The organism is Bacillus sp. FJAT-27231 (assembly GCF_001183975.1).
In the GTDB taxonomy this organism is placed as follows: Bacteria; Bacillota; Bacilli; order Bacillales; family Domibacillaceae; genus Pseudobacillus; species Pseudobacillus wudalianchiensis.
On sequence record NZ_LFZU01000001.1, the window covers coordinates 3788287 to 3814779 of the forward strand.

The 26493-nt window shown below is 38.3% G+C and carries 18 protein-coding genes; 2 read left to right on the forward strand and 16 right to left on the reverse strand.

The window, feature by feature from the left end; all coding sequences use genetic code 11:
* Positions 1–63: 63 nt before the first annotated feature.
* Complete coding sequence (locus tag AC623_RS18200; protein ID WP_049665162.1) at positions 64–3510, reverse strand: S-layer homology domain-containing protein; 3447 nt, start codon at positions 3508–3510, stop codon at positions 64–66.
* Between the two features lie 779 nt (positions 3511–4289).
* On the opposite strand from AC623_RS18200, the gene AC623_RS22450 reads away from it, so the two are divergent.
* Complete coding sequence (locus AC623_RS22450; RefSeq protein ID WP_442853581.1) at positions 4290–4379, forward strand: IS3 family transposase; 90 nt, start codon at positions 4290–4292, stop codon at positions 4377–4379.
* 180 nt (positions 4380–4559) lie between these two features.
* On the opposite strand, the gene AC623_RS18205 is transcribed toward AC623_RS22450, so the two are convergent.
* The 8 genes from AC623_RS18205 to AC623_RS18240 form a co-directional block, all read right to left on the reverse strand.
* Entirely contained in the window at positions 4560–4883 is a 324-nt protein-coding gene (locus tag AC623_RS18205; protein ID WP_049665164.1) for a JAB domain-containing protein, read from the reverse strand.
* Positions 4884–5045: 162 nt separating this feature from the next.
* On the reverse strand, positions 5046–5435 hold the full coding sequence (locus tag AC623_RS18210; protein WP_049665166.1) for a hypothetical protein: 390 nt from the start codon (positions 5433–5435) through the stop codon (positions 5046–5048).
* 803 nt (positions 5436–6238) lie between these two features.
* Positions 6239–10315, reverse strand: a complete 4077-nt coding sequence (locus AC623_RS18215; RefSeq protein WP_156187081.1) for an Ig-like domain-containing protein — start codon at positions 10313–10315, stop codon at positions 6239–6241.
* A gap of 914 nt (positions 10316–11229) precedes the next feature.
* A complete protein-coding gene (locus AC623_RS18220; RefSeq protein WP_049665171.1) occupies positions 11230–11991 on the reverse strand; it encodes a hypothetical protein in 762 nt (253 codons plus the stop codon).
* Between the two features lie 21 nt (positions 11992–12012).
* Entirely contained in the window at positions 12013–12888 is an 876-nt protein-coding gene (locus AC623_RS18225; RefSeq protein WP_049665173.1) for a tyrosine-type recombinase/integrase, read from the reverse strand.
* Between the two features lie 96 nt (positions 12889–12984).
* On the reverse strand, positions 12985–14853 hold the full coding sequence (locus AC623_RS18230; RefSeq protein ID WP_049665176.1) for a DUF927 domain-containing protein: 1869 nt from the start codon (positions 14851–14853) through the stop codon (positions 12985–12987).
* Between the two features lie 112 nt (positions 14854–14965).
* Complete coding sequence (locus AC623_RS18235) at positions 14966–15313, reverse strand: hypothetical protein (RefSeq protein WP_049665178.1); 348 nt, start codon at positions 15311–15313, stop codon at positions 14966–14968.
* A 61-nt stretch (positions 15314–15374) separates the two neighbouring features.
* Positions 15375–16022, reverse strand: coding sequence for a hypothetical protein (locus AC623_RS18240; protein ID WP_049665180.1), 648 nt, complete (start codon positions 16020–16022; stop codon positions 15375–15377).
* A gap of 320 nt (positions 16023–16342) precedes the next feature.
* Here AC623_RS18240 and AC623_RS18245 point away from each other — a divergent pair, with 320 nt between their 5' ends.
* Positions 16343–16834: a hypothetical protein gene (locus AC623_RS18245; protein WP_049665182.1), complete on the forward strand. Its 492-nt coding sequence runs from the start codon at positions 16343–16345 to the stop codon at positions 16832–16834.
* Between the two features lie 383 nt (positions 16835–17217).
* Here the strand turns inward: AC623_RS18245 and AC623_RS18250 are convergent, their stop codons facing one another.
* From AC623_RS18250 to AC623_RS18280, 7 genes are all read right to left on the reverse strand, one after another.
* Complete coding sequence (locus tag AC623_RS18250; protein WP_156187082.1) at positions 17218–17574, reverse strand: hypothetical protein; 357 nt, start codon at positions 17572–17574, stop codon at positions 17218–17220.
* Between the two features lie 5 nt (positions 17575–17579).
* The gene (locus AC623_RS18255) at positions 17580–18458 is read right to left on the reverse strand and encodes a tyrosine-type recombinase/integrase (protein ID WP_049665188.1); all 879 of its coding nucleotides are present in this window, start codon (positions 18456–18458) and stop codon (positions 17580–17582) included.
* A gap of 349 nt (positions 18459–18807) precedes the next feature.
* Positions 18808–19068 carry a hypothetical protein gene (locus tag AC623_RS18260; protein ID WP_049665190.1) on the reverse strand — a complete coding sequence of 87 codons (261 nt, stop codon included), beginning with the start codon at positions 19066–19068 and terminating at the stop codon, positions 18808–18810.
* Positions 19065–19385 (reverse strand): hypothetical protein, encoded by a 321-nt coding sequence (locus AC623_RS18265; protein ID WP_049665193.1) that lies wholly within the window; start codon positions 19383–19385, stop codon positions 19065–19067. Before AC623_RS18265 ends, AC623_RS18260 begins: the two co-directional genes overlap by 4 nt.
* Before the next feature lie 14 nt (positions 19386–19399).
* Positions 19400–19912, reverse strand: coding sequence for a JAB domain-containing protein (locus AC623_RS18270; RefSeq protein WP_049665195.1), 513 nt, complete (start codon positions 19910–19912; stop codon positions 19400–19402).
* 162 nt (positions 19913–20074) lie between these two features.
* Positions 20075–20464: a hypothetical protein gene (locus AC623_RS18275; protein WP_049665197.1), complete on the reverse strand. Its 390-nt coding sequence runs from the start codon at positions 20462–20464 to the stop codon at positions 20075–20077.
* A 797-nt stretch (positions 20465–21261) separates the two neighbouring features.
* Positions 21262–26172 (reverse strand): S-layer homology domain-containing protein, encoded by a 4911-nt coding sequence (locus tag AC623_RS18280; protein WP_049665201.1) that lies wholly within the window; start codon positions 26170–26172, stop codon positions 21262–21264.
* Positions 26173–26493: the final 321 nt, after the last annotated feature.

Consider the following 26493-nt stretch of genomic DNA (forward strand, 5'->3'; position numbering starts at 1 on the left):
ATTAGAGAAAAAGCCAACCACCGAAGTGATTGGCTTAATCTCATTATAACAGATTGTTATAAATTATTTTTGAGCGGCTGCAATAGCTGCTTCGATTTGTGCGATTGTAGTATAACCACCTGATACATATGCACCATTCTCTGCAGTCACAACTGCTGGACGATTAGCTACAAGATATTCAGCCACTTCTACTTGAGTAGCAGCACCTAAATCTGTAAATGCCTTTAACTCGTATTGTGTTAATGCTGTTCTAACTTGAGAGATTGAGCCTAAGTTAACACCTGCAGCATTAGTGAATAATGTAGTACGGTCAGTAACCTCATTAGTAACAGCAGTAGTTAATGCAGTTGTACTAGTGTAACCGTTAGTTGGACGGTCAGCAAGAACTGCGGCAGCTACTTCTAGTTTAGCAGTAGAATTAAGGTCAATGTAATCTGTAAGCCCTTCTTGAACAGCTACACGGTTAAGAACTGTACGTAGTGCAGTAGCTGAAGAAGCAGCGTTAGCATCTACTAGATTGTTAATTTCATTAATTGCTTCTACTAATGCCGTTCTAGCCGCACCAGCTTCATCTACTTGAATGCCTGGTTCGTCATTTGTGTTAGCACTATCAATAGCTGCTTTAATACTTTCTAAATTAGTTTGATAAGCTGCTACATTTGCATTAGCAACATTTTTAAGTGCTAAAACTTCATTATTTAATAAAGTAAGCAATTCTGCATCAGTTGGATTTGAAGCCCCAGCAATACTATTGAGAACAGCACTAGGGTCATTTACAGTTACTACAGCGTCGTTAACAGTTGTTAAATCATTTGCCGGATTTCCGGTCGCAGTAAAATCTACAAGTGCTGTTTTGTATTGTGCCGCTAAATTAGGATTAATAATTTCAGCGTCCAATGTAGATACATTGGCAAGTGCACGTAAAGCTGCTAGTACTTGAGCATCTGAACTTTGAGCAGTTAAATCTGCAATATTACCTAGAGCTGCATTTACAACAATATCTTGAATTTCTGCTACTGTGTTAACACTAGCTGGATTAGCAGTGAATGCTGTACCAATGTCAGTTGCAATGCGAGTGCGCAATTCTGGAGCAATTGTAGTAGCGTCAAAGTCTTCAGAAGCCTTGTCTAGAGCTGTAAGAGCTGCATTAATTTGAGTAGCAGTAGAATTTGCATTTAACGTACCTACTTGAGCTAAAGCTTTTTGTAAGTTAAATGTTGCATTTAAATCTGCTACAGTTGTTTGGCCTTCCGCATCTGGAGCAAGGTTTTTGAGTAATGCACTTGCTTCGTTAAATTGTGCCTCTGTAGATGCATTTGATAAAGCTGTTACTTTAGTGGTAGCAGCTTCAAGGTTACCTGCATCAATAGCAGCTTGAATTGCTTTTACTGTAAGAGTAGAAGGAGTGATTGCTGTTGCATACTGAACAATTAAATCATCATTCACACGTGCAAAGTTATTTTCCTTCAGAGCTGCAAGGAGGCGAACTTGGCTAACTGCGTCTGCAGCTTGAACAGCATTAACTACAGTTACGTCTGCAAGGCGTTTTTTCAAGCCTTCAAGTACATTTTTGCCGTCCGCATCAACAAGGTCAGCAGGAACTGCATTTACAGCTGTTCTTGCTGCTGCAAGATTTGCATCTGTCGGTGCACCTTCAGCTGTAGTCAGAGCATTCACTGCGTTTGTTACTACGGCCTCAGCTGCATTTGTGATAACTGCCTGGATTTGAGCAGCTGTTTCTTTTACATCGTTATTAATGATTCCATTTGCATAAGTAGAGATATACTCTTCTCTTACACCAGTAAATACGCCATTTTCAGCGCCGGCTTTAAGAGCAGCTAGCAATTGAACTTCTGTAGTTGCTGCGTTTACAGCCGTTACTGCATTCACAGTATCAACTGCCTTTTGCACTTCAGCAACTGTTGCTTTCGCAGGAGTACCTGCACCCAGTACGTTGCGGTAAGCCGCAATAAGGTCAGCATTAATGTTTTTGAACACATTATTTTTCAAAGCATCAAGCAATTGAACTTGGTTTGTTGCTTCATTCACAGCTTTCACAGCAGCTGCATTACTAAATGCAGTTAGAGTAGCTTTTACGTCTGTACCTTTAACTGTGTAGACACCATCTTCTGTTAAAGCAGTAGTGAACTTGAATGTAACAGTAGTAGCATCTGCAGCTACGTTTGCTTTCGCTTCGTATTCTTTGTCACCTTTTACTAGAGTAATAGTTTGCTCACCAGCAGTGCCGAATGCCTTGTCAAATGTAACTGTAACATCAGTTGTAGTAATCTCTTTGATAGACTCTACCACTGGAGCAACAACTTCAGGAGCTTCTACTTTAATTGGCGCTTCAAGCTCTGCACCATTAACAGCTGTTAACTGGTAAGCAGTACCTTCTTTTTGTTTCTCAGTTGTTAAAACAACTGTTGTTTTTTCTGCTGCTTCCCCTTTAGTAGATGCGTCTTCTTTCAATTCTACTTTTTCTACTTTCAAAGCAGGATCAAATGTGAAGGCAAGGTCTTTCACTTGGTCAGCTGTTAGCTTACCATCGAATGTTACTTCGATTGTTGTATCATTAACTGCTTTTACTTCTGTAACTGTAGGAGCAACAGCTGCTGCTTCGCCAACTTTAACTGTGATAACAAGCTCTTCAGCTTTATTGCCAGCTTTGTCTGTAGCTGTGTAAGTAATTGTGTACGTACCAGCAACTTTTGTATCAATTGCTTGTACTTCTTTACCTTCAGCATCTTTGATAACATAAGTTACTTTTACTTCTTTATCTTTATCATCAGTAGCTGTTACTTCAGGTAGCGGGAATTCGGCACCATTTTCAACGTTAATTGTTTTTTCTCCGTTATAATTCAATACTGGAGCTTTTGTATCTTTAACTAACATTTCCAATCTATGAAGGAAGATCGCAAGCTCACCGCGAGTGATCGGATCAGCTGTACCGAAACGGTTGTTTAATTTACCAGTTGTGATTCCGTTATCTACTAAAGCCGCAACTGCTGCTTTATAACGAGAAGACACGTCAGTGAATTTCACATTATCTACGTTGCCTTCGATATTGTAAGCTTTTGCAAGCATAAGTGCTGCTTCACCGCGTGTGATGGAAGCATCTGCGCCGAATGATGTAGCTGTTTTACCATTTACGATGCCTTGCTCTTTAAGAGCATCAACATAAAGCTTTGCACGAGCTGGAACATCCGTGAAGCCAGAGCTTTTCGCATCAGCGATTTGGCCTTCAGTTAAAACTGCCTTTGCTAGCATAACTGCCACGTCTACACGCTTGATATTTTCTTGAGTGCCGTATTTTGTTGGTGTGATACCAATAGTAATCTTGTGGTCTACTAAATAATCAACCGCTTCCTTGTAACGATCTGACACATCCGTGAAAGATGCTGCTGCGCTTGTTGGAGCTGCTAATGCTGGTGATACTGCTGTAGCTACAAGAGTTGCCGTCGCAGAAGCTGCGACAAATTTTCGGTAATTATTGGATTTGAAAGCCATTTATGTCATACCTCCATTTTTTTAACTTGAACGATTACATTTTCCCACAATTGTTAGAATCTACACAAATACCAAAAGCCTTAAATTTTTTCCATGAAACAAGATAATTATTCCATATGATAAGACTATTTTACTCATTTTTTAGATTTTAATAGATTTTTTTACATTTAATAACATTATGTAGTGCTTCCATTGATGTAAAATTTTGAATGACACCTCCATTTTTTGACGAATATGGTAAAATAGCCAACCATCGTTCTTCTACCCCTTGCTTTCTATACTTAAACGTGTAATATTACAAAAAGGGACAAAAGTAGGAAAATATATACTTTATCAATCTTTTTCCCCTAAAATAGTACCCATATAATCCCTCTCCAAAGTGATATTTGTAACTTTTCCGTCACATTTTATACATTTAATCTTTTTAAATAAGAGTAAATAGCTAAGTCGTTAGTTTCTACTTTAAGAACAAACTCATAAAAATTGTACACAAAACGACAATGATCGATTACATACATTTCAACTTTAATAAATAATCAATAAGCCTATTTTCAAATTTTACAAAATGGCTCCCTTAAAATATGAAAATAGGCTTAGCAGTTAGCTTCCCTAACATCTAGTTATCTTCTCTAATTCCAAACAAATCCCATGCGCATATTTCATAAATGACAAAGATTTTTCTCATTTCTACCTCACTCCCAATTATGGTTCTTTCCCCTTAGAAAAATTAGTCCTCATTTTCAAACTGTTACATTCTGTGTTATTCACATGCTAGTCTTATTCCTTATTACAATCACAAACGAAGAAAAGCAAAATTAAACGATCCGAGTCCGGTAGAATATCGATCTCAGGTCTTGGAAGTTATTTGACATTTGCGTCTAACTTTATCGGGCCAGTTCACTATATCCCTATTTCACCTTTATTATCTATCCGAGCTTTATGGCGAAAAGAAAACAAGGAGCCATAAGGATTTTTGCCCCTACTCGTCTTTCGACAACACCTACAAACTTCAGGAGGGATGATAAATCCTCTCTTTCAGAAGAAACACCTCATGATGATAACCATAAAGTTCCACAAGAGGCATTACTTTCACTGTATTGCTTCAGGTTGCCGATTTGACAGATACTAATCTTTATCAGCTGATTCTTCGTATCTAGGCACATCACCACAAAATACTCCCTGTCTAATTCGCCTAGAAACTGCTTGAACAACCTGTATCCGTCTTCTGGACTTCTCACAGCACGTTCTGCATACAAGAAGCTTTTCTCACGGTCCATTTTTAGACTAACGAGGTTCATCCGTTTAGCTGGTATCTTCTTCTCGCTTTCCTTCACACCCATCTGTTTCACTTTTTGCTCTTTATACATGTTCATTCTATATTCCTCCTAAAATAGAAATAGCCCTAACTCCGAAATGGAATTAGGGCCTTAGATAAGCGTATACATGATTATAATATATACTTAAAAAATGGTTCGTCGCGTTCACAAGCAAAAAAGCAATGAAAAATACTCTAAAAAGAGCGCGCCTTATAAACTTCAGTTGTTAAAGCCAAGAAGCACTTGTTGTATCTCTGCCCAAGATTGACCCACTCCTACAGAAACATAAATGGTTAAACTTGAATAGGTGCCGCTAGTTACAGGAATCACAAATGCCGAGCCAGCTTCACTGACCATTTGCGTGGACTGTCCAATTTTAATCCCTCCGGCCTTGTAAAGCGTATATGTCTCAGAAGATGCTGGCTGTGCATAAGCGGAAATTTTGACAGAATCAAAGGTTTGCGGCTCCGCAAAATTAAGCGTGATCCACCCATATTGTCTATTAGCATTCCACCCAATAAATTGCCCATTGGATATTGGATTACCGCGGTAACTATCTGAATAAGTTACACTGCTAATTTGAGGATTTACCCATGTGCCATTCGCCACTTATACCTTTCCGGCTTTCGTTAACGCCTTCACCGTGCAGGCGGCTTTCACCGCACACGGCGATCCATCAGCAGTAGAAAAAAGAAAAAAGGTAAACAACCAAACAAATAGGATGTCTTGTCTGAGTTGTTTACCTTTGTTTTTTAACTTATATAGGGAATAAGTTTACATAAAGAGTCTACTACTGACTAGGTCCCTTCGCTCCCGCTAGTTTTACCCTTCTCATATGTTGCCATACAAGTCCAAACGGCTAGCGATCAACACTACTACGAACCCGCCGCCATCTTACTAGCGTCACAGGTGCTAACCCACCTCTTCTAGCAAGATTTCAAACGTTCCATTACTTCTATCCCTTCTTTTGATGGCCGTAGGTCTCCACTATTCAGGTGTGAGAACGACTAGTTTAACAGCCTGAATTGTTCCAATCGCCAATTGTATTATCAAAAATACAAGGGTAAACACTAACAACCTAGCATTTTCTTAGCATTTACTATCTCACCCTGCCTACATGAATTCGTCTACCTGACCATAGCCACCTTTTAAGGAACCCCGCCTCTTTAGAGTACGACTTCACCTGACTTCACCCCTTCGGCTTGTTAGCGCCTCACTGGATGCAGGAGGATTAGGCACATGACAATAGGCTGTTGTCATAATTGAGGGATTTCACCCAATAAATTGAAGTAACAGTTAGAAAAAACACCCCATGATAGAAATGCTTTATTCAAAGTCATTATCATCATGAGGCATCATTTCCACTTCTTTCACTAGATTACTAGCTTATAAAGTAACGTTTCGTTTAATTATTAAGATTGTGTTACTGTAACAGTTAACGTAAATGTACGTCCAGCTGCATCAGTTACTGGTAAATCAAATGTTCCTGTATCACCAGATGATAAACTAGCAATTGTTAAATTTCCACCTGTAATAGCAATTGTTTGCCCTGTCAAGTCACCAGTAAGATTTGTTGGTGCTCCTAAAGTTAAACCAGCTGAAGCAAGATTTAAACCAGTAATTGGAGCAGGAGTAGCATCATCATTATTGATTGTAATATCTAAACCTGATAATGCGACTCCACTAGCGAAGTCTTCAATTCCACCTGCAACCGTACCAGTAGCTGCAGGAGCTAAATCTTTAACAGTTAAGTTAAATACTTTAGTATCCGAAGCAGCACCTTTAGTAATTGTTCCTGTTAAAGTTGCTGCTGTTGTAGTAGCTGCAACAAGCTCAGTTGGATTGTATGCCCCACGAGTAATGACACCTGCTGTAGTAATTGCACCAGTTGCTCCAGTCCAAGCTAATGTTGAACCATTAGTAAGAGTACCTGCTGGTGTAATAGCTGGATTAGCAGTTAAGTTAGTTAATGGAGAAACATTAACCAATGCTTTATCATCTGCTACAGCTTGAGTATCAAGAGCAAGTTGAGTAGTTGCTGTTAATACTTTGTCAAATGCTTTTTCATTTGTAAATCCAACGTAGTCAGTGATTGACTCTTTAGCAACTTCTAGCGCATATTGGTGTGAAGCTGAGTTTTCTGTACCACCGAAACCTGGAATAGTCACTTCGAATGTTTTAGCGTAGTCATCATCATCACCTAGATATTTAGCATCTCCAGTGAATACACCACCATCAATATCAGTTATATCTTTTGGAACTATAGTGCTACCAAGTAATGTTACTGCTTTTGCAGTAGAAACATTCGTTAATTTAAGTGCAGCTTTAACGCTATCAATATTTACATATTCGTTAAATTGTACTGTGAACTTACCGTCTACAATGTTTGAAACGTTAGCAGAAGCTAATGATGGACGAGTTTGATTCACATCGCTCTTTATTTTAACTAAAGAATCTAAGTCGAATTCTACTGTTTTATTTGTACGTGGAGCAGCTTTGCTTGCTACAGTAATTGTACTAGCATAGCTATGATCCTTTCTAATTACAGCATCATTAGCCGGGTCATTGGCATCATTGAAAATAGTAATAATTACTTTATTACCATCAATCTTTACATTATCTGCCTTGCCATCAGCGCCAGGTGCTTTCGTATCATTATTTACATTATCAAATAATAATTTTGCATCGCCGATCGAAGAATCAGTAATATCGTTTAACACCACGTTGCTAGTTGGGTCAACAGACTCAATATCTTGATTAAACGTTAATGTTAATGTACGTGCTTTCGCATCTAAAGCTGAAGATACTAATTTTGGACCAGTAACAATACCAGTTGTTTTCAGGACACTATAGTCTGCTGGAGCCTTAGTATTGTCTTGTTGTAGTTTGTTTCCTAGATTATTTTTAACCTCAGAACCTACAACTACTTTGTAAGCTGTATTTTCTTTTAAAGATGTCTTCGGTAATAACACAACGAATTTATCAGCAGAATTGTTTAAGTAAGAATCTACTATATCAAACGCTACTTCAGTTGTACCATCATACAATTTAATGTTTTTTAATGTAGAGCGATCAACATTATCTTTATCGAATGTAACCTTAACAGCTGCATCTCCAATTTTAGAATATGAAGTACCAGAGTAGTTTACAGAAGTAGCATCTACAAATTTCACATCCGTTACAATTGGACCATTACCGATTAAGAAGTTAACCTTCTTAGTTGACATTTTGTTTCCAGCAGCATCTTCAATGTCTGTTAATCTAAGTTCTAGATTACCTTCAATTTGACCTGCTGCATTTGGAGTAAGGCCTGTTACTTGTAAATCAACATAAGAGCCATTCGCTGTTTGAACAACAGAACCTATTTTGCTCACAGTACCTGCTGCAGCACCATTTAGGTAAGACTTAACTGTAGCACCAGAAACTGAAGAATTTTTCACGTCTTTAGAATCAAAGTATACACGAAGTAATGATGGTTTAACGTTTGTTAAGCCATTAGCTGAAACTAATTTAGTGCCATCTTGAGTAGCTTCTGTACTTGTAATTGATGGTGCAGTTGTATCTTCACCTTCAAATGAGAATGAGAATACATAATCTTGGTCTAATGAGTTTGGAACTGCTGCCCCATCTGTAATTACTTTACCTGCAGTATTTTTACGTACTGGTGTATAACCAGCTAATGTCGTACGGAATGACTTACCTGTTAAGGCGTTCTTACCATTTGAATCATTACCTGCTTTAGCACCATCAATCGTAATAATGATAGTTTTATTGTCAGTACCACGAGTTACACTTGTAACTGGTGTAGCACCTAATAAGTTTGTGTTCAAACCAATAGTATCATCATCAGAACGTGTTATTAATACATTGGATGCAGCTGTACCTGCAGCAAAATCTACTGCTGTATTACCTGCAGCTAAAGAAGCTAAAGTTGCATTTGAAATTTCTTCAGAGAATTTCACTGTAAGTTTTACTACTTTATCTAACGGTAAGTTATTTAAGGAACCTGTAGAACTAGTAACTTCCGTTACAGTTGGAGCAGTAACATCTAAAGTGTGGAATTTCACTGTTTTTTCTTCACTATTACGAGTTCCTACAGTTACACCATAGATATTCTTAACGTAAGGACTTTGAACGATTTCATAATCTGTGTCATCTTTTAGATCTTTAGTCGGCACGATTTCAACGCGGTTTGCAGCTTCATTATATGTTACATTAACAGCAACTTTTTCTTGAGTTTCCACTTCACGAATGAAGAAATAGTCAGAAGTTACTGTAGATTTATCTAATTTAGCTTCACCAGCACCGAAATCAGCAATGAATTTAACTCCTAAATGATAGTCACTAGAAGAACCTGAATCTAACATAACTGAGTCTAGTTTAGGATTGACATCAGAAGTAAGATTTCTGATTAATGTTCCATTAGCAATTGAAACATTGGCATTCGTAATATCTGCAGGTTTATTAGCTTGATATACAAATGCTAATTCAAATGCATCAACATTTTTACCACTTAAAGTTTTTAAACCATCGTAAACAACTTTATATTGTTTCTTAGGTGTTAAGAAGTGTTTATTATCAACAATTTTCAATGAAACAGTACGTAATGTAGAGCTAGCAGTATAATCAACTGCGAAAGTTTTACCAGTTTCTACTTCTACTAATTTTAAGGTAGATGCTGATAATGACGCAGGGTCAATTGCTTCGTCAAATTCAGTTACGATAGCAGAAGCAGTCCCAGTAGCATAATCCCATTCTGTAGTTGCAGGTATATAAGGATTAGCATCTGTGGTAGAAGTATTGTAAAGTGTCGCAGGTGCAGCAGGACCACCAGCTATTAAGTTCAAATCAGTAACCTGAACCTTTTTAGCAACAACAGATGCTGTCGTATTGAAAGTAGCTACAGTTTTGTTAGTGATTTCTGCGCCCTTTTGAGTCTTAACACCATTTAATACAATTTTGTATTCAGTGTTAGAATCTAATACTGATAAAGTAGAGAACTTAATGACTTTATTATCAGCTTGTGGAGCATCAATTGCTACAAGTTCTGAACCTTTATAAACTTTGATAGTATTAGTATTGACTGTTTTAGGATCTAATGACTCATTAATAGCGATTTCAAATGATACGTTACGTCCAACAGTAGCACCATCAAGAGCAACTTTGTCACCTTTAGCGTTAATCGCACAAAAACAACTAAAAATTTGGAATAAAAAGGATGACAAGAAACCCATGTCTATCAAGAGTTTGAGGAACTTCTTCATCCCTACAAAAGATGTTCGATAAAGAATCAATAGAAGATGTTGCAGTAAAAAGAAAAGCAATACAGAATCAAAAAAAGAGAGCCAATAGACCTGGCAACTCTTCCTCGGAACAACTTCTCTAAATCCCAGTCTTTTTTTCTCAAATGGTACAAAAACCCCAAGGTTTAGGTTTCGCCAATCCATGTGTCCCAAGGAGTTACAGCAAAAATCCAAAATCCCTAGCATTTTTCTAGACAGAGACACCTCTAACTACATGATTGTGTAGTTTCATCATGTTAACAAACTTTGGAAAGGCCCCTCCTCCTTGTAGTCATCGAATCTATTGTAAAATCTTATCTTTTGTCGACAAGAATAAATTTCGGGGGACAATAATAATTGGAAGAGAAGAGCTGAATGAATTTATAAGTGATTTACTTAAAAAGGTACCTATTCTATTTCTCAATAACTACTCCTAGAAATTAAGTATATATTTCATCTATCGGCTGTATTTTTTGGATAGGAGTCTGTATGTATTACTCTATTTGATGGTTAGAATATTGACTAAAATCGTGACCGTATCACTTATTATATAATCTCACCTTGTTAAACCGACAAAGAAGTTATCCTTTCACCTTGCTTTATTCAGAAGAGCATTGGTCATTCACATAATACAAACGATGGAATAAAAGAGTAAAATATTATTAAGTACATAATTTACAAATTTCCTAATCAAAATTCTATTATTAATATATAAATACAGAAAACAACTCTAAAGGATTTTACAAAATTGCTGAAAAAGTTCTTATATAAATTACATTCACAGATTTTTCAATCAACCCTTAAAGGAAGAATCATGAAGAGTATGCCCCATACGCATTTATCTATCAAATATCTTATATTGATAACAGGATATACAGAAACTAACTTTTCCGGTAGATAGAACAGTAAGAAATGAGTGTGTAATATTTTTCGAGTAGGCTTATCCCCAAAAAAAATGCGGGGTTTCGGGGTTTTTCTACCTACTCGTTGGAATATATCGAGTTACCGCTTCTGCAAGTGGGAATTTTGGAAGTGTATACAATTATTAGTGCGGAGTTTTGTTTCCAGTTTTTCCGGAAAATAGATAACCGATAAAAAAGAAGCAGTATGATCTGCTTCTCCTATCGGATTTTTAGTAATTGAGCGACTTCCTTTTCATAGCCATACTTTCTAAAGAAATCAATTAGTGCCACTTCGAAGACATCTCGTTGGCTGATGTTCTTCTCTTTCGCGAAATCCGTGACCATGGTAGATAAGGTATGAATCATTTGGACAGTCTTCGTTTGGGCAAGACCTTCGATTGTGTAACGTGGGATGCTGCAACCTTTGCCGTAAGGGATCAGCAGTTCCGTTAATCTTTCTTCATTATGTTTCAGCATCTTTAGAAGCGGAAGATACGGCGCAATCGATAACTCTGGTTGTGATGACATTTCTATTATTTCCTGTGCGTCTTCGGTTGGGAGAACGTCCGATCGGTGTTTTGGGTCATTCAACTGAGGATCTTTTTCGTAGTTGCTCTTTTCCGTGTTCCACTTGTAGCCTTTAGTTTTCATGTACTGTCCCATTTCCTGCATATCTCGAAATCCAGTCTTGCTACAGACAAGCAATGGATCATCCGGCATGTTCGCAAGTAATTGTACAATCCGGGAAGCTTTGGAAGTGTCGATTGCAACCGATACTTCCTCTAACTGTGGGATATAATTTTTGCTGCGAGTATCAAAGCGATACCCCTTTCTTCTCATGTACATGTCCATGGACTTGTAACTGGCATAATTCAGCTCTTTCGCTAAGGCATCACGGTCCATTCCGCTTGCCAGTTTGGTGAGGACCACGTGGATACGCTCATCCTCCTCAGGGGAAACTACTTCAATGAGTGCATTCACTTAGAAACACTTCCTTTACTATTATAATGTCAACTGATCGACAGCCGATTGTAATTCGGCATCTTCAATGTGTACGTAAACGGATGTGACTGTCCGAAAATCCGAATGCCCTAAGAGAGCGGCCACTGTTGGCAAACCTGTTCCATTCTTCACCAACCGGGATGCAAAGCTGTGTCTTAAGGTGTGGCAAGTGACATGCTTTTTCCACTTCAGCTTTTTCACGGCTTCGGTCAATAAGCGATTGATGTAGACAGCAGAGATTCTGCCGCTTTTACTGGTCGCAAAGAAGAAGTTACTATCTTTTACGTAGCATCTTGGTCCTTCCTTATATTGCAGTAGGAATGATTTTAAGTCCTTCGATAACGGAAGGGTACGCGGCTTGTTTCCCTTCCCATTCCGAACGTATATGCGATCCTTTTCAAAATCGATGTCGTCCATAGTTAGTGCTAAACACTCACTGATCCGAAGTCCCGTGTAAGCCAGTGTCCTCACTACCAAAGCGCCTAATTCATGGTCAATAGCAGCAAGCAGGGTCTGAACTTCCTTCATGGTGAGGAAGTCTCGTTTCTGTTTATATTCCTTGGCAGGCTCCAGATACCTTGTGGGATCTTTCTCAATCAGTTCATTTCGCATAGCGTACTGGAACAGATTGCGCAAGCCATTTAGAGTAACATTGAGGCTGGCGGGTTTGTAATTCTTTTCATGTTTCAAGTAATGCAGGAAGTGTTGGATATCTTCTTCTTTTACTTGTTTCAGCATGATGGGACTATTGTGGATGGCCTGGACCACATCAATGAATCGTTTACAACTCATTAGATAGCTTCGGATAGTCGATTCACTTTTGTTCGCGTGTCTCAATTGGGTTTCAAATCCTTCTAAACTATTCATTAGCAGCATACTAGTTCCCTCCCAAGATAGAGTCAAGATCATAATATATACGTAATACATGCTGTTAAATCGCTTATGGACCGACTCAGCAACTTCGTTCCACTTTTATAAAAAGTCATCTTCGTCATCAAGGTCTAATGTATTCATTCCTAGTGAAGAAAATCTTTCTTTAGTTAGCCTTTTCTTAAGAGAAGGTTTTGATAAAACGTCAATAGACGGTTTGACATCTTCTAAAAGATTCTTCGACACCTTCAACACATAAACCGTTTGTTTAGCAAAGCGGAGGGCTTGCATCGCACCTTGCTCTTCTTGTTGGGAAACAGGAATTTTTCTTTGTCTTGTGTTCTTTCCTTGTTCATGGTCGAGAATACCTTCTTTTTTTAATCCTTTGAGGACGACTTGTGTGCTGGAGAATTGAGCTTCTTTAAGCCATTCATCCATGACATTTTTTAGAATAGCCACTTCAAGATAATCCGATTTCTTCGTGATTGATCCATAGCAAACATTTCCAATAAATTCATCCTTACCTTGATTGAATTTTGATTGATGTTTGATGATCTGCTGTTCAATCAAATCAAAAGCTTTTGATTCAAGTGTTCGACCAACCATGGTTTCTCGATCATTCTCAATAATAAAATGCAACAATCCCTCTATGTCTATCTGAAAGTCAAAGCATTCGTTCATTACTTCTGCTGTCATCATAATGACAGCATATTTTTCCGCTATTCGTTCAGAGAATGAATCTTTATGCTCCATCGCTATCAATACTTCATCACGCCACGCATCGAGCATATTTAGCCATTTTTCTTTATCAAATGTATCGATGATATATTGGACAAAGATCGGTCCTGCATGTCCATAATTGACCTCTAGTGCATTTTTAATTGCTTGCGCATGGCTTGCAGACTTGGTCCAAGGCTTGCTTCCAAATTCCGGTACACGAACTATCAAGCCGGAGTTATTGTTAGACTTCTCCGTCAAGCGATGTTCGCCTGTCGACAGAAACGCACCAGACCATTTCTCCTGCTCTCTAAGTTCAATATCACTATTAAGACGATTCTTATCACGCCCTTCCGCTAATTGATAAATAATTGACGTAAAGTCAGAATTGGTCTTTGTGCTGGATTCATCTAAAACAAGCGGTACACCGTAATTTGAACCTATAATCTTCATCAGGGCATTAAAAGTTGAGTTCCAAGCTTTTAAAAGACCGTCACTTCCCGGTTTGCCAAATGAACTCACTGCTAATCTGCAGGCGGTGGTCTTCCCTGTCGAGCTTTCTCCATAAATATGAGTAATCAGTACTTCCATCGGGCGCCACTTTGCCAGTAATGCATTTATTGTCGCAGTAAATCCATAAACAAGTGCGAATTCAAGCGGGATGTGACCAAGGACATGCTCAGTAATGGCCTTTTTCCACTCTTCCAAATTCCCTTGTGGTTGAATTGCTAGGCTACCGTTGTATGAAGATGAAGGGGTATCTGAATCAGAAGCGCCTTTTAAACTTTCACTATGGTAATATACGAGTGAATCAGTCTTCTGATCCCAACCTAATGATGTGTGTTGGTAGTAGGTTTTACGAATTTCACGTTCTTGTTGTTGGAGAAACCGAACTACCGCCTTATAGTTTTCAAGGCGAATATCAGCCCCTATCCCGGTGAGCATCATGATGTTTTTTTCGTTAAAAATATCACGGGTAACTGCTACCCTATGGTATTGATTACGAGAGTAGTAGAGAAGTTCAAATAGGATGATGCCTTTTTCCAGATTTCGTTTCACTTTGTCAATCCAGACTAGATCACCAATTAGATTTTTGTTAATCTTTTTTGTCTCTTTATCTTCCTGGATGCCGTACAGTCGATTTCTTTCCACAATGTAATTCCCAATTTGGATGGTTTGCTGGGGATCTGGTAAGGTGGTTAATTCTGTGTCCTTTAGCAAATCGTAGTTGTAACACTCTTTCATTTTAATCATGATCAATGGTCTCCTTTTTATAGATGAGGGGCAATGGCAGCCACCCCTCACTTTTATTTTCCGTCCATGCCTTCATACTGCTTTATAAACCATGACTATCTTTTTCATTGCTTTAAGCAAACTCATAGCCGTAAATAACTTTTCCATACAGGTCTTGCAATAAAAACTCAAAAAAATTAACGAAGTTCAAGATTTCATTTCGGTTCCCTAGTTTGACCGTCTTTTTGAATAAAAATTGAATTTCGATTCCATCCAATTCAACATTACTAAATAAGTGTGAATAACAATCGATTGCTTCTTGGCAGATCGCTAAGACTCTCGTAAGCTCAAAACGCTCTTTACAAATAGCTGCATGAGCAATCAATACAACACGGGAGATCAGTAATGGCTGAAAATTAGCCCGTTCGACTAACAACGAAACTGCCTCTTCACAAGGGCTATATTCGGGAAATAGTTCCATCAGAAATTCTCCTTTTCAAAAATTAGCAAGTAAACTGTGATTTCAAATGACTTATATTTTTTTACTTATCTTGACTGGGATAATGGATGCAAACCATCACTTGCTCATCAATTTCATCTGAACTTTTAATTGATCCAATTTTTCGAGATGTGCGAGAAGAATAATCCAGGTCAAAAAGTTGTGTGAGGCGTTCAACAAGGTCTGTTGAGTAGAGAGTATTTTTCACGTCTTTTCCTTTCAAAACATGCCCCTTCTCCCCGTCCCCACATTGGCAGATGTACAATTGCTTTTTCTCCTCGTGGATCATCAGGCGAACCTTTTCAGGAAAGCCTAGTAATTCTAAAATAGGCTTTGATAGTTTCATCCGTTTACCGTTGCTACTGTTTACAATGGAAAGGACTCCCTCTCCCGAATCTGTGCGACTTACAGATGGAGCAATCTCTTCGAGAGAACTCAACCAAGATACATCCCTTTGAATAGGAGTTTCTACACTAGGAACTGTTGGTAAGGTTTCTTCTATTAATGAAACAGTCTCCAACTCATTTTTAAGTGTTTTCTCTGACAAAGCTTCTTCCAATACTTCTTCTTTAACAGTTAGCTCGTCTGTTTCTTCACAGCGGTCATCCCCAACATCCTGTGGTATTTTTAAATTTTTTTTTGAAAATCCTTTCATCGGCTTCTTCAATGATTTTTTTCCTAGTTTCTGCATATTCTCTCCCCCGTTTCTGTTTTTTTGACAGCTTTTTCTTTCAGCTGATAACCACATAATAATTGCACATTGTTCATCTATCAATCCATTTTTGTTCAAAACCACTTTGATTTTAAGCCTTTCATCGGATCTATTTGTTCATTATAATCAGTAATGTTCATATTTTTCTCATGTTGCATCTTTTAGGTAAGAAGATCTATCCAAATCATAATTTTCAAAGAATCCACGCTATAATGAGGTGAATCTGATATTTTAGATAAATGAGATGCACACTGCGAAAATGTGTCGAAAATGTGACAATTTGGAGAGAGGGCGATTATTTGAGTAAACGTATAAGACAGGAAAAGATAAGAGAAATTATAGAAATTTATAACAAACCGACGCAGAGTGATATTGTTGAGATTTTAAAAAATGACTATGGTATCAAAACTAGCCGCGCAACAATTTCACGTGATTTAAAGGAGTTAGGCTATAAAAAAAATAAACAATCAAAAGCAATTCTTCTTACTAAGGAAAGTGAGTTTTTACAAAAACAGAATCAATTATATAAATTACTACTTGCAGACGAGGCTTCTTTTTATTCCGGAGCATTAGCAGTAAGGATAATCGAAGCGTCTCCAAAAACTGCTCCTATTATCTCTCTTTATTTAGAAGAGGTATTTAGTGTATTATTTGATCCATTCTGCGCGCTTGCGACTCCATCAGGTAAGGTTCTTATGTATTTTCCTGTTCAAGATAAGAAGAGATTTATGAAATTAATGGACCAACTAATAGAAGGTGATTTCATCGCGTTAAAGGAGACAGATAGCTAATTGATTTCAAAAACTTTATTTCAGTGGGACATCCTTCAAAAAAAGCTGATGCAGAAGGTCTTTCTTAGATGACTTTCTGCACAGCTATCTTCCTAAATTATCTGCTTTCTCTTTTCATATCTCACTTGCAACTATCATTAAGAAAGCTACTAGCGTGCTGATCAGCATATCCTCTCACTTGGTGGCTCACCTTCTTTCAATAACCAGGGTAGCTTAGTAGTCTTCCAAAATATCATTGTTCCTATTTCGCTTGAGTCAATGTATCAGACCATTCTCTCGATCAACCTGGGCCTTTTTAACGAAACGAAACATTCCCTTCTTCCGAAAGACTTCTCCTGTCTATGAATCACCCTTTGCTGTTCTCTTAAATATAATCTCTCTCCTTATTTTCTCAGCCACTTTTCTAATCGCGGGTGGAGAGTGCCTTCCAGAAAGTAGATTAAGTTCAGCTGATGATTATCTAGCAATTCCATCCGGTAATACTTCAAGTCCTCTATTTCCTTATAATCAATTGATATTACTTTTATCAGATGATTCAACAGCAGCTGAGTATCCGACTCGTCTTCCAAATGAAGCAGGCAGGATTCACTTGGTAGTCGAAATACCATTGCTGATTCTCCATTATTCCTTGCTTCGTACCACTCCAAAAACTGTTCTTCTATTACCTTTATATAAGGTAGCGGCAGTATGCTAAATACTTTCAATGCTTCAATGTCTGCCAGTGCTTGAATCATTTTCATTTCCTCTACAACCTTTCCACCGCGTTTTTCTTTTCTTCTCTAGTCGTCTGAATATAAAATTTTGCTGTCATGTTAACCGTTGCGTGTCCCGCTAGCTTGCTGACAGTTGTCAGGTCTATACCCTTATTCAGTAATCGTGTACAGAAGGTATGCCTGAATAGGTGTGGATGTAGTTTGATTCCTAGCTCCTTCGATAAGATAGCTAGCCAGTTACGAACAGCATCTCTATGCAACCTGGGACTTCTTTGGCTGACAAGTAGATAATCGCTTTCCGTAAACTTTGAATGAGACCGTTCTCCTTTCATGTAATCATTAATTAAATTTAGAAGATCCTGCCTTAGACTGATCTCACGAATCTTGCCCCCTTTCCCACGAACCGTTAAAGAGGCCGTCAGCCGGTCAATATCTTCTATTTTTATATGGGTTAATTCACTCACTCGAACCCCTGTATAGAGCAGAAGATAAAGGATCAATTTATTTCTTTGACTTACTTTCGTTTGATCTTCAGCGTAAAAGAGTAGCCTTTCTACCTCTTCCTCTGACAATGCAGTAACAACATGTTCACTGCCTGCCGCAATCTGCACTCGGTCTCTCTTTAATTGAATAAAATTTTCCTGAACGAGTCCTTTCTTTTCTAGAAAGTCGTTATACACTTTCAAGCTATTTATTTTCTTATTAATTGTCGAAACAGCAAATTTCCGATCCAAGAGATATTGCTTATAGCGTACAAAAGAAAAGCGGGAAAGCGGCTGTTGCTCATTTACTGCCTTCTCACTTAGGAATTGCTGGTAGCCTTTCACGTCACTAACGTAGGATTCAATCGTTTTCAGGGCTCTTCCTTCTTCCGTAAGCCATTGTCCAAATGATTGAATCAAGTCACTCATTCAGCTTCCTCCTAACGTAAAAAGAGCCATGAATGCTTTTTTGTATGCATCCATGGCTCTAATTTTTGATTATAAAATTCATTGTCTTCATTTTTAGTCCTCTTTCTGTAGTTCTTTAATGATTTCTGTCGCAATAGCTATGAGTGTCGTGATAATAATTTTATCCCACATTTCTTTTCACCTCCCTTCAAGGTGAATCGCTCACTTACGACAGTAATATAATAATGCCGTTAGATTTTTGGGATGATTTCTATTGGAAGTTCATGTAATGACTGCATTTCACAGAATTATACTTTGTTATACTTAGTAATGTCGTGAGATTTCCTCAAGAAATGTCGTGAGTATCCATCTAATTTTCCATTAAGCGCTCTAAAAACAGAAGGTAATTTCGTATCAGGTTGCGATCGTCATGATTCGCTATTCTTCGAATAGCACACTCAACCTTGTGCGGGTCTACTTCGATCGTATCCTCTATAACATCTTCTAAAAGAAGCTCAACCAGCTCTTCCTCCGTATAAAGATCGTCGCCGTAGCGCCCACTCCCCATGTAATACTCACGATAGTACGGTGTTCCATCAATAACGATGCGATGATATTTTTCTTCGATCATAACCCTTCTCCTCCCCATTCACTTGTAAATTGTCGGCTGATGCCCTCCCCGTTTCTTGTCCAAAACGTGTAAATTCCTGCATTCAGGTCACCGCAAAGAACAATCCCAGCGATCCACTCATTGCCGTTTTCATCATCATACACGCATGTTTCCACAAGCAATGGATCGGGTAGTTTCCTCAAGTCCTCTTCTGGTATGAATTCATAGCCAATCTCTTCTTGAGCTAATTCTACAGCTTCATAGCCAACTTGTTCTGCACATATAGTTTTACCAGTCAGCTTCTTGTAACCTTCAATGAACCAGTTTACACAGTCCATTTTCTCCTCCTCCTTTAGATGTAGCCCTTTTCTTTGAGAGAAACAAACTCTCCGTCGCCGATCACTAGATGATCAATTACATCAATGCCGATGACTTTGCCAGCCTCTACTAATCTCTTGGTGACCTCTACATCCTCTCTCGATTCGTCTGACTGCCCGCTGGGATGATTATGACACAAGAGAATAGAAGCAGCATTGCTCAAAATAGCGGCCTTCATCACCTCTCTAGGATGAACGATACTAGCATTCAAACTTCCTATATGACAGATGTTAATTGCCGTCGGCTGATTCTTCGTGTCCAGGCACATCACCACAAAATACTCCCTGTCTAATTCGCCTAGAAACTGTTTGAACAACCTGTATCCGTCTTCTGGACTTCTCACAGCGCGTTCTGCATACAAGAAGCTTTTCTCACGAACCATTTTTAGACTAACGATGTTCACCCGTTTAGCTGGTATCTTATTTTCGCTTCCCCTCACGCCCAGCCGTTCCATCTGTTTCACTTTTTGCTCTTCATGCGTGATCATTCCGCATTCCTCCTAAAATAGAAATAGCCCTAACTCCACAAGGGAATTAGGACCTTAGATAAGCTTGCTCATGATTATAATATATACTTGAAAAATGGTTCGTTGCATTCATAAGCAAAAAAGCAACGAAGAAAACTCTAAAAAGAGCGCGCCTTACAAACTTCAGTTGTTAAAGCCAAGAAGCACTTGTTGTATCTCTGCCCAAGATTGACCCACTCCTACAGAAACATAAATGGTTAAACTTGAATAGGTTCCGCTAGTTACAGGAATCACAAATGCCGAGCCAGCTTCACTGACCATTTGTGTGGACTGTCCAATTTTAATTCCTCCGTCCTTGTAAAGTGTATATGTCTCAGAAGATGCTGGCTGTCCATAAGCGGAAATTTTGACAGAATCAAAGGTTTGTGGCTCCGTAAAATTAAGCGTGATCCACCCATATTGACTTTTAGCATTCCACCCAATAAATTGTCCATTGGATATCGGATCACCACGATAACTATCTGAATAAGATGCACTGCTAATTTGAGGATTTACCCATGTGCCATTCGTCACTTATACCTTCCCGGCTTTCGTTAACGCCTTCACCGTGCAGGCGGCTTTCACCGCACACGGCGATCCACCAATAGTAGAAAAAGAAAAAGGTAAACAACCAAACAAACAGGATGTCTTGTCTGAGTTGTCTACCTTTGTTTTTTAACTTATATAGGGAATAAGTTTACATAAAGAATCTACTACTGACTGGGCCCCTTCGCTCCCACTAGTTTTATCCTTCTCATATGTTACCATACAAGTCCAAACGGCCAGCGATCAACACTACTACGAACCCGCTGCCATCTTACTAGCTTCACTGGTGCTAACCCACCTCTTCTAGCAAGACTTCAAACGTTCCGTCCTGTCTATCCCTTCTTTTAATGACCTTAGGCTTCCACTATTCAGGAATGAGAACGACCAGTTTAACAGCCTAAATTATGCTGATCGCCTGCTATGCTATCTCAAGCACAGGGATGCATGATGAATTAACAGCAATCTCGCAGCATGCACTACCTCATCCTGCCTCCATGGATTCGTTTTCCTAACCGTAGTCATCTTTTAAGGAACCCCGCCTCAGTTCTTGAGTACGACTTCACCTGACTTCGTCCCTTCAGCTTGTTAGCACCTCACTGGACGCAGGAGAATTAGGCACATAATGACAGGCTGTTCTTATGAATAGGAATTCCACCTATCTATTCGACAGGACAGTTAGAAAAAGACCCCACGTTTTTACTAACCGTAGGGTTAAAACATGAGGTCTAATTTCCACTTTTTTCGTTCATACTATAAATGAACTTATAAAGTAACGTTTCGTTTTATTATTGGTTAATAGTTACGATTTTAGTTGCTTCAACAGTACCACTACTATTTGAAGTTGCAACTAATACAAATGAACTTGCAATTGTAGTTCCTTTATCTGCAACCGTTACGACACCAGAAGTACTATTTACAGATACTCCAGCTACTGGAGACTGCAATGACCAAGTAACAGCTTCACCAGCAATTGCATTGTTATCAGCATCTTTTACAGTAGCAGTATAAGTAGATGTAATACTACCTAAACCAGCCTCATTAGGAGTAACTGAGTCAGCACCTGAGATTGCAACTGAAGCAACAGCGCCTGTTGTTACAGTTTGATTTATGGCACGATCATTATAGCCAGTTGCTTTTACTACGATAGGTTTGCTACCTGGAGTAGTAAAGTTGTTAGTAATTGTAACGCCAGTTGGAGTTACAACAACATCACCACTAGTAACAGTTTTTAAAACACCGTCAACACTTACACCTGTAATAGCTGAAGCATAAGCTGCATCTGTTGGGAATGTCAAAGCAAAGCTAGTATCATCTGTTGTCACGCTAGCATCAGCTACTACTACAGGACCATTTAATAGAACTGGAGCTGCAGTGTAAGTAACCTTAAAGTCTTGTGCATCTTCATTTGCAAATCCAGCGATATCCTTAATAGTGTTTTTAGCAAATGAAATTACTAATTCTGTATCTGTTGTAAATGATCCCGGTATATCAACAGTAATTTTAGATGCATATCCGTCATTTGGTATCAAATCAGTCGCATCATCAGATGTAAAGGAACTGCTATACAGATTTACATCTTTTGCTGTCGTAGCATTATATGCTTTTAATGCAGATTTTACATCGTTAACTTTCACTGGTTCCGAGAATACAATTGTAAACTTCCCAGAGTTATCAGTAGTAACTGCAGTTGTGTTGCCAGCAGCTCTTCCAGCTTCGTCTTCCAAGTCAGATATAACTGGTTTACCTAATACTACTCCAGTCAGCGGCTCAGTAACATCTGATTTCCACTTGCTTGACAATAATACATCAAACGGAATATCTGCACTACCAATAGCGCTACCATTCTGGTTTTCACCCGTAACTTCTAGAGTTCCTTTATAGTTTAGACCAGCAAGCAACTCTTCATAAACTGTTACAGTTACAACTTTCTTATTATCCTTATCAATTTCGACATGTGTAGCATCGTTTTTAATATTTACTTGATCGCCATTTGGAGCTGTTAAAATAATGTTAGGAATATTATCTACAGACTTAATATTTTGATCAAATGTGAATGTGATAGTGCGTGTAGCAGTATCAATAACTGGTGTTCCTACTAACGCCGGTTTTGCATCAGCAGTTGTTGTGTTTAGAGTTGCTTTATAATCCACAGGTGCTTTATCTACTTGTTGTTGCAAATGGTTTCCGTTATAATCTTTTAATCCTTTTGCAACAGTGAGCTCATAAGCTTTACCAGAAGCTAAAGGAGTTTTTGGCACAAGGATAATATAACCATCTGTTAAGAGATTTGTAGAATCAATTTCATATTCTACAGCAGCGCCTTTAGAATCTTTAAGAGTAATATTATTCTTGAATGTTGAAACATCAACATTGTCAATTACATTACCCGCTTTATTTCCGAATTGAATAAATACTGCAGATTTTGCCCCCTCAGTAGGCGCAACCGTACTAAAGTTAGGTGTTCCAACAGCAGCTCCAACATTAGAAGCAATAGCAGGAATAGAAGATAATTTCTCTACATCAACGAATTGTGCTTTAGCTACACGTGGGCCATCACCTACCACAAATGACACTTTTTTCTGTGACATTGTGTTATTAGATGTGTCTTTGACGTTATCTAAAACTAATTCTGCGCTTCCATCTGTAGTTCCTTGAGCCTTTAAGGTTACATAAGATGAGCCACCAACATATGTGAATACCCCAGTAGTTGCATTATTATCGAGTGTATAAGTGCCACCATTTACATTTACCCAAGAATTGTCATTACGCTTAACTTGAACTGTTCTATTACTCGCACCTTGTTTAACATAAATACCGGATAAATCATTTACATCTTTGGAATCAAAATTCACACGGATATTACTTGGATCAACGTTTGTTAACCCTTCAAGAGTTTGCAATGTATCTCCATCAACTGTTCCTTGTATGCTAGTTGCTACAGGAGCTGTTTTGTCGTCACCTTCAAAACCGAATACAAATGTATAATCATCGTTAAGAGCAACACCATTTGCGTCTCTTAATGTTGTGCTGCCTAGAGTTCCTTTTGGTTTTTGAGCGTTATATCCCCCAATAGTCACTTTATAACTTGTATTTCTAACAGTTGCAGGATTTGCAGAAGTAGTATCAATAGTTGCGATTACTGACTTCTTATCAGCACCTAAGCGGACATTAGTTATGTTAGCAGTTGCCGCTGTTACTGCTGAAGCATCGTTAGTTACCGATGCAATAAAGATTTTTTTGCCTGCACTACCATTTACAAAGTTCGCAATCGTTGTTCCAGCACCAGCAACATCTGTGCCTGTTACGTTAGCAATTTCTTCAGAGAACTGAATTGTTAAATCAACCTGCTTTCCAACAGGAAGGTTTGTTACTCTTCCATCCTCTAATGAACTTTTTACACTTACTACAGTTGGAGCCGTAATATCCAAAGTTTTGAAATCAAATGATTGTAGTTGAGAAGTAGCAACATCTCTAGCAACACCAAACTCATTTTTTACATTCGGGCTAACCACAACTTGATAGTCAGTGTCACCTTTTAATGCTGTCTTAGGTTTAATTTCTAACCGGTTAGCATCTTTAATATAATTGAATTCAACTTCTACTTTGTTTTCTGGCTTGTCTTTCTCTCTCACCCAGATATAGCTGTTGTTTAACGTTGATTCGTCTAACTTCGGCTGACTAGTACCTAAAGAGAATACAAACTTAGGAGCTTGACGTACTGAACCACTCTGAAGCACTTGAGTTTCTAAAGATGGATTAACCGCTTGTAAATTCGCATTCAACGTAGGGTAAACAGCGTCAGTTTCATCACCAGTAGCTGTTAAATTAAAAGTTGGACGAGTAGCGTTATAAACAAACTTTAGTTCAAACGGAGTTACTTCTTTATTATTAAGCGCCTTTACTCCCTTAAGAACTAGTTTATATTCTTGGCCTTTAACAAAGAAATCTCTGTCCCCTTTAATTGCAACGTCGATTATCTTTTCATTTCCCGCTCCAGCTAATACTGTAGGAGCAATAGTAAAGTTTTTACCAGACTTCAAGTCAACTAACTGTACAGTTGTACCGTTCAAAGTAGTTGGGTCAACAGCAGTATCTAATGCAATACGGAATGTATTTGCCCCTGTCCAAGTACCTTCAATCGATCTGTAAGATAAATTAGTAGTTGTGTCATATAAGTTAGCATTAGCAAGACCGCCACCTGCAACTGTTACAGATCTTACACCAACTTCATCTGCTGTTTTGAATGAAATTGTTTTGCTTTGAACTGCTTCTCCATTAGTTGTTTTTACACCTTCGATCACAATTTTGTAATCTGAAGCTTTGTCTAAAGGAGAAAGCAATTTGAATTCAACAGTGTCTAAGTTAACAGTTGGACTAGCAACTGGAATCTGTGTAGTGCCTTGGAACAATTTAATTGAGTTAGTGCTTACAGTTTTCTCATCTACATTTCCACTAAACTTAACTTTGAAGCTAGAAGTTACAGGCACACTAGTTGAGTCTTCAACTGAAAGAGGTGCATTTGTACCGTTAATCGCACTTACACTTACTACCTCAGCAGCAACTGCTTTTACAACAACCTTCACAGAAGCCTCAAGATCAGTGTCAGCTACATCACCTTTAAGTGTGTATTCACCAGCTTTAGATAAGTCAAGGCCAGTTTTGTCCCACTCAACATCTTTAGTAGCTTTTGAATCATCGGAAAGAGTTACTTCTACTGTTTTAGGAAGTTCTACAGAAGTAGCACCTACTTTAACTTCAATGTCGCTAACTGCACTTACTGATTTTACTGTAAGAGCTTCAGGTTGTTTTACTTCAACTGGAGCTTTTAGGTCTGTGCCGTTAACAGCTGTTAATTTGTAAGTAGTGCCTTCTTTTTGCTTTTCAGTTGTTAAAACAACTGTTGATTTTTCTTCTGCAGCCGCTTTAACAGATGCAGTTGCTTTCAATTCAACTTTTTCTACTTTTAAAGCAGGATCGAAAGTGAACTCAAGCTCCTTCACTTGGTCGGCTGTTAACTTGCCATCGAATGTTACTTCGATTGTTGTATCGTTAACTGCCTTTACATCTGCTACTTCAGGAGCAGTTACTTTTCCTGGATTTTCAGCTTTGAACACGAAAATCGCAAATTCGCCACGTTTGATTGGATCAGCTGTACCGAATTTTGTTTCTGATTTACCAGAAGTGATGCCAGCTGCTACAAGCGCTGAAACAGCATCTGTATAACGAGCTCCCACATCTGTGAATTTATTGTCAGCTTTGCCTTTTAACTCATAAGCTTTAGCAAGGATTAAAGCCATTTCACCACGAGTTAATTGGTCATCAGAGCCAAATTTTGTTGTTGTTTTACCGCCAACGATACCAGCTGCTTTAAGAGCGTTAACCGCACCTACAGCACGCTTAGGAACATCAGTAAAACCTGCGTCTTTAGCATTTTCAGTATCTAATTTAAGTGCTGTCGCAAGCATAACCGCTGCGTCAGAACGTTTGATTTCTTGAGCTACACCAAACTGAGTTGGAGTTACCCCTTTAGCAATTTCATTCTTTACTAAGAAGCCTACTGCCTCTTTGTACTTGCTGGATACATCTGTGAAATCTTCCACTGATGCTGCAAATGCTGGTGTTACAGCAGAAGCTACTAGAGTAGCTGTTGCTGCACTTGCAACAAACTTACGATAAGACTTTGGTTGGTAAGCCATGTAATAATTCCTCCTGTTTTGTATGAGCATTCTTTAATGCATGAAACCAAATAGCCGTAGGGCTATCAGTTCACAACATTACCTAATTTTTGAAGAGCTCTACCATCCGATCATTTCATAGTTATGTAATAAATGGATTAGGCGGTAATTTGAGCTATTTCCATTCTACCAAAGTGTTAGTATTTTTCAACTACTTTTTTTCCAGTTAATCATTTTAATATTTTTGTTACATTATATATATTTATGAAATATTTATAATTAAAAATGAATTTTATTGTATTTTATTGGCTAAAAATTACCTAAAATACTATACTTTACTTA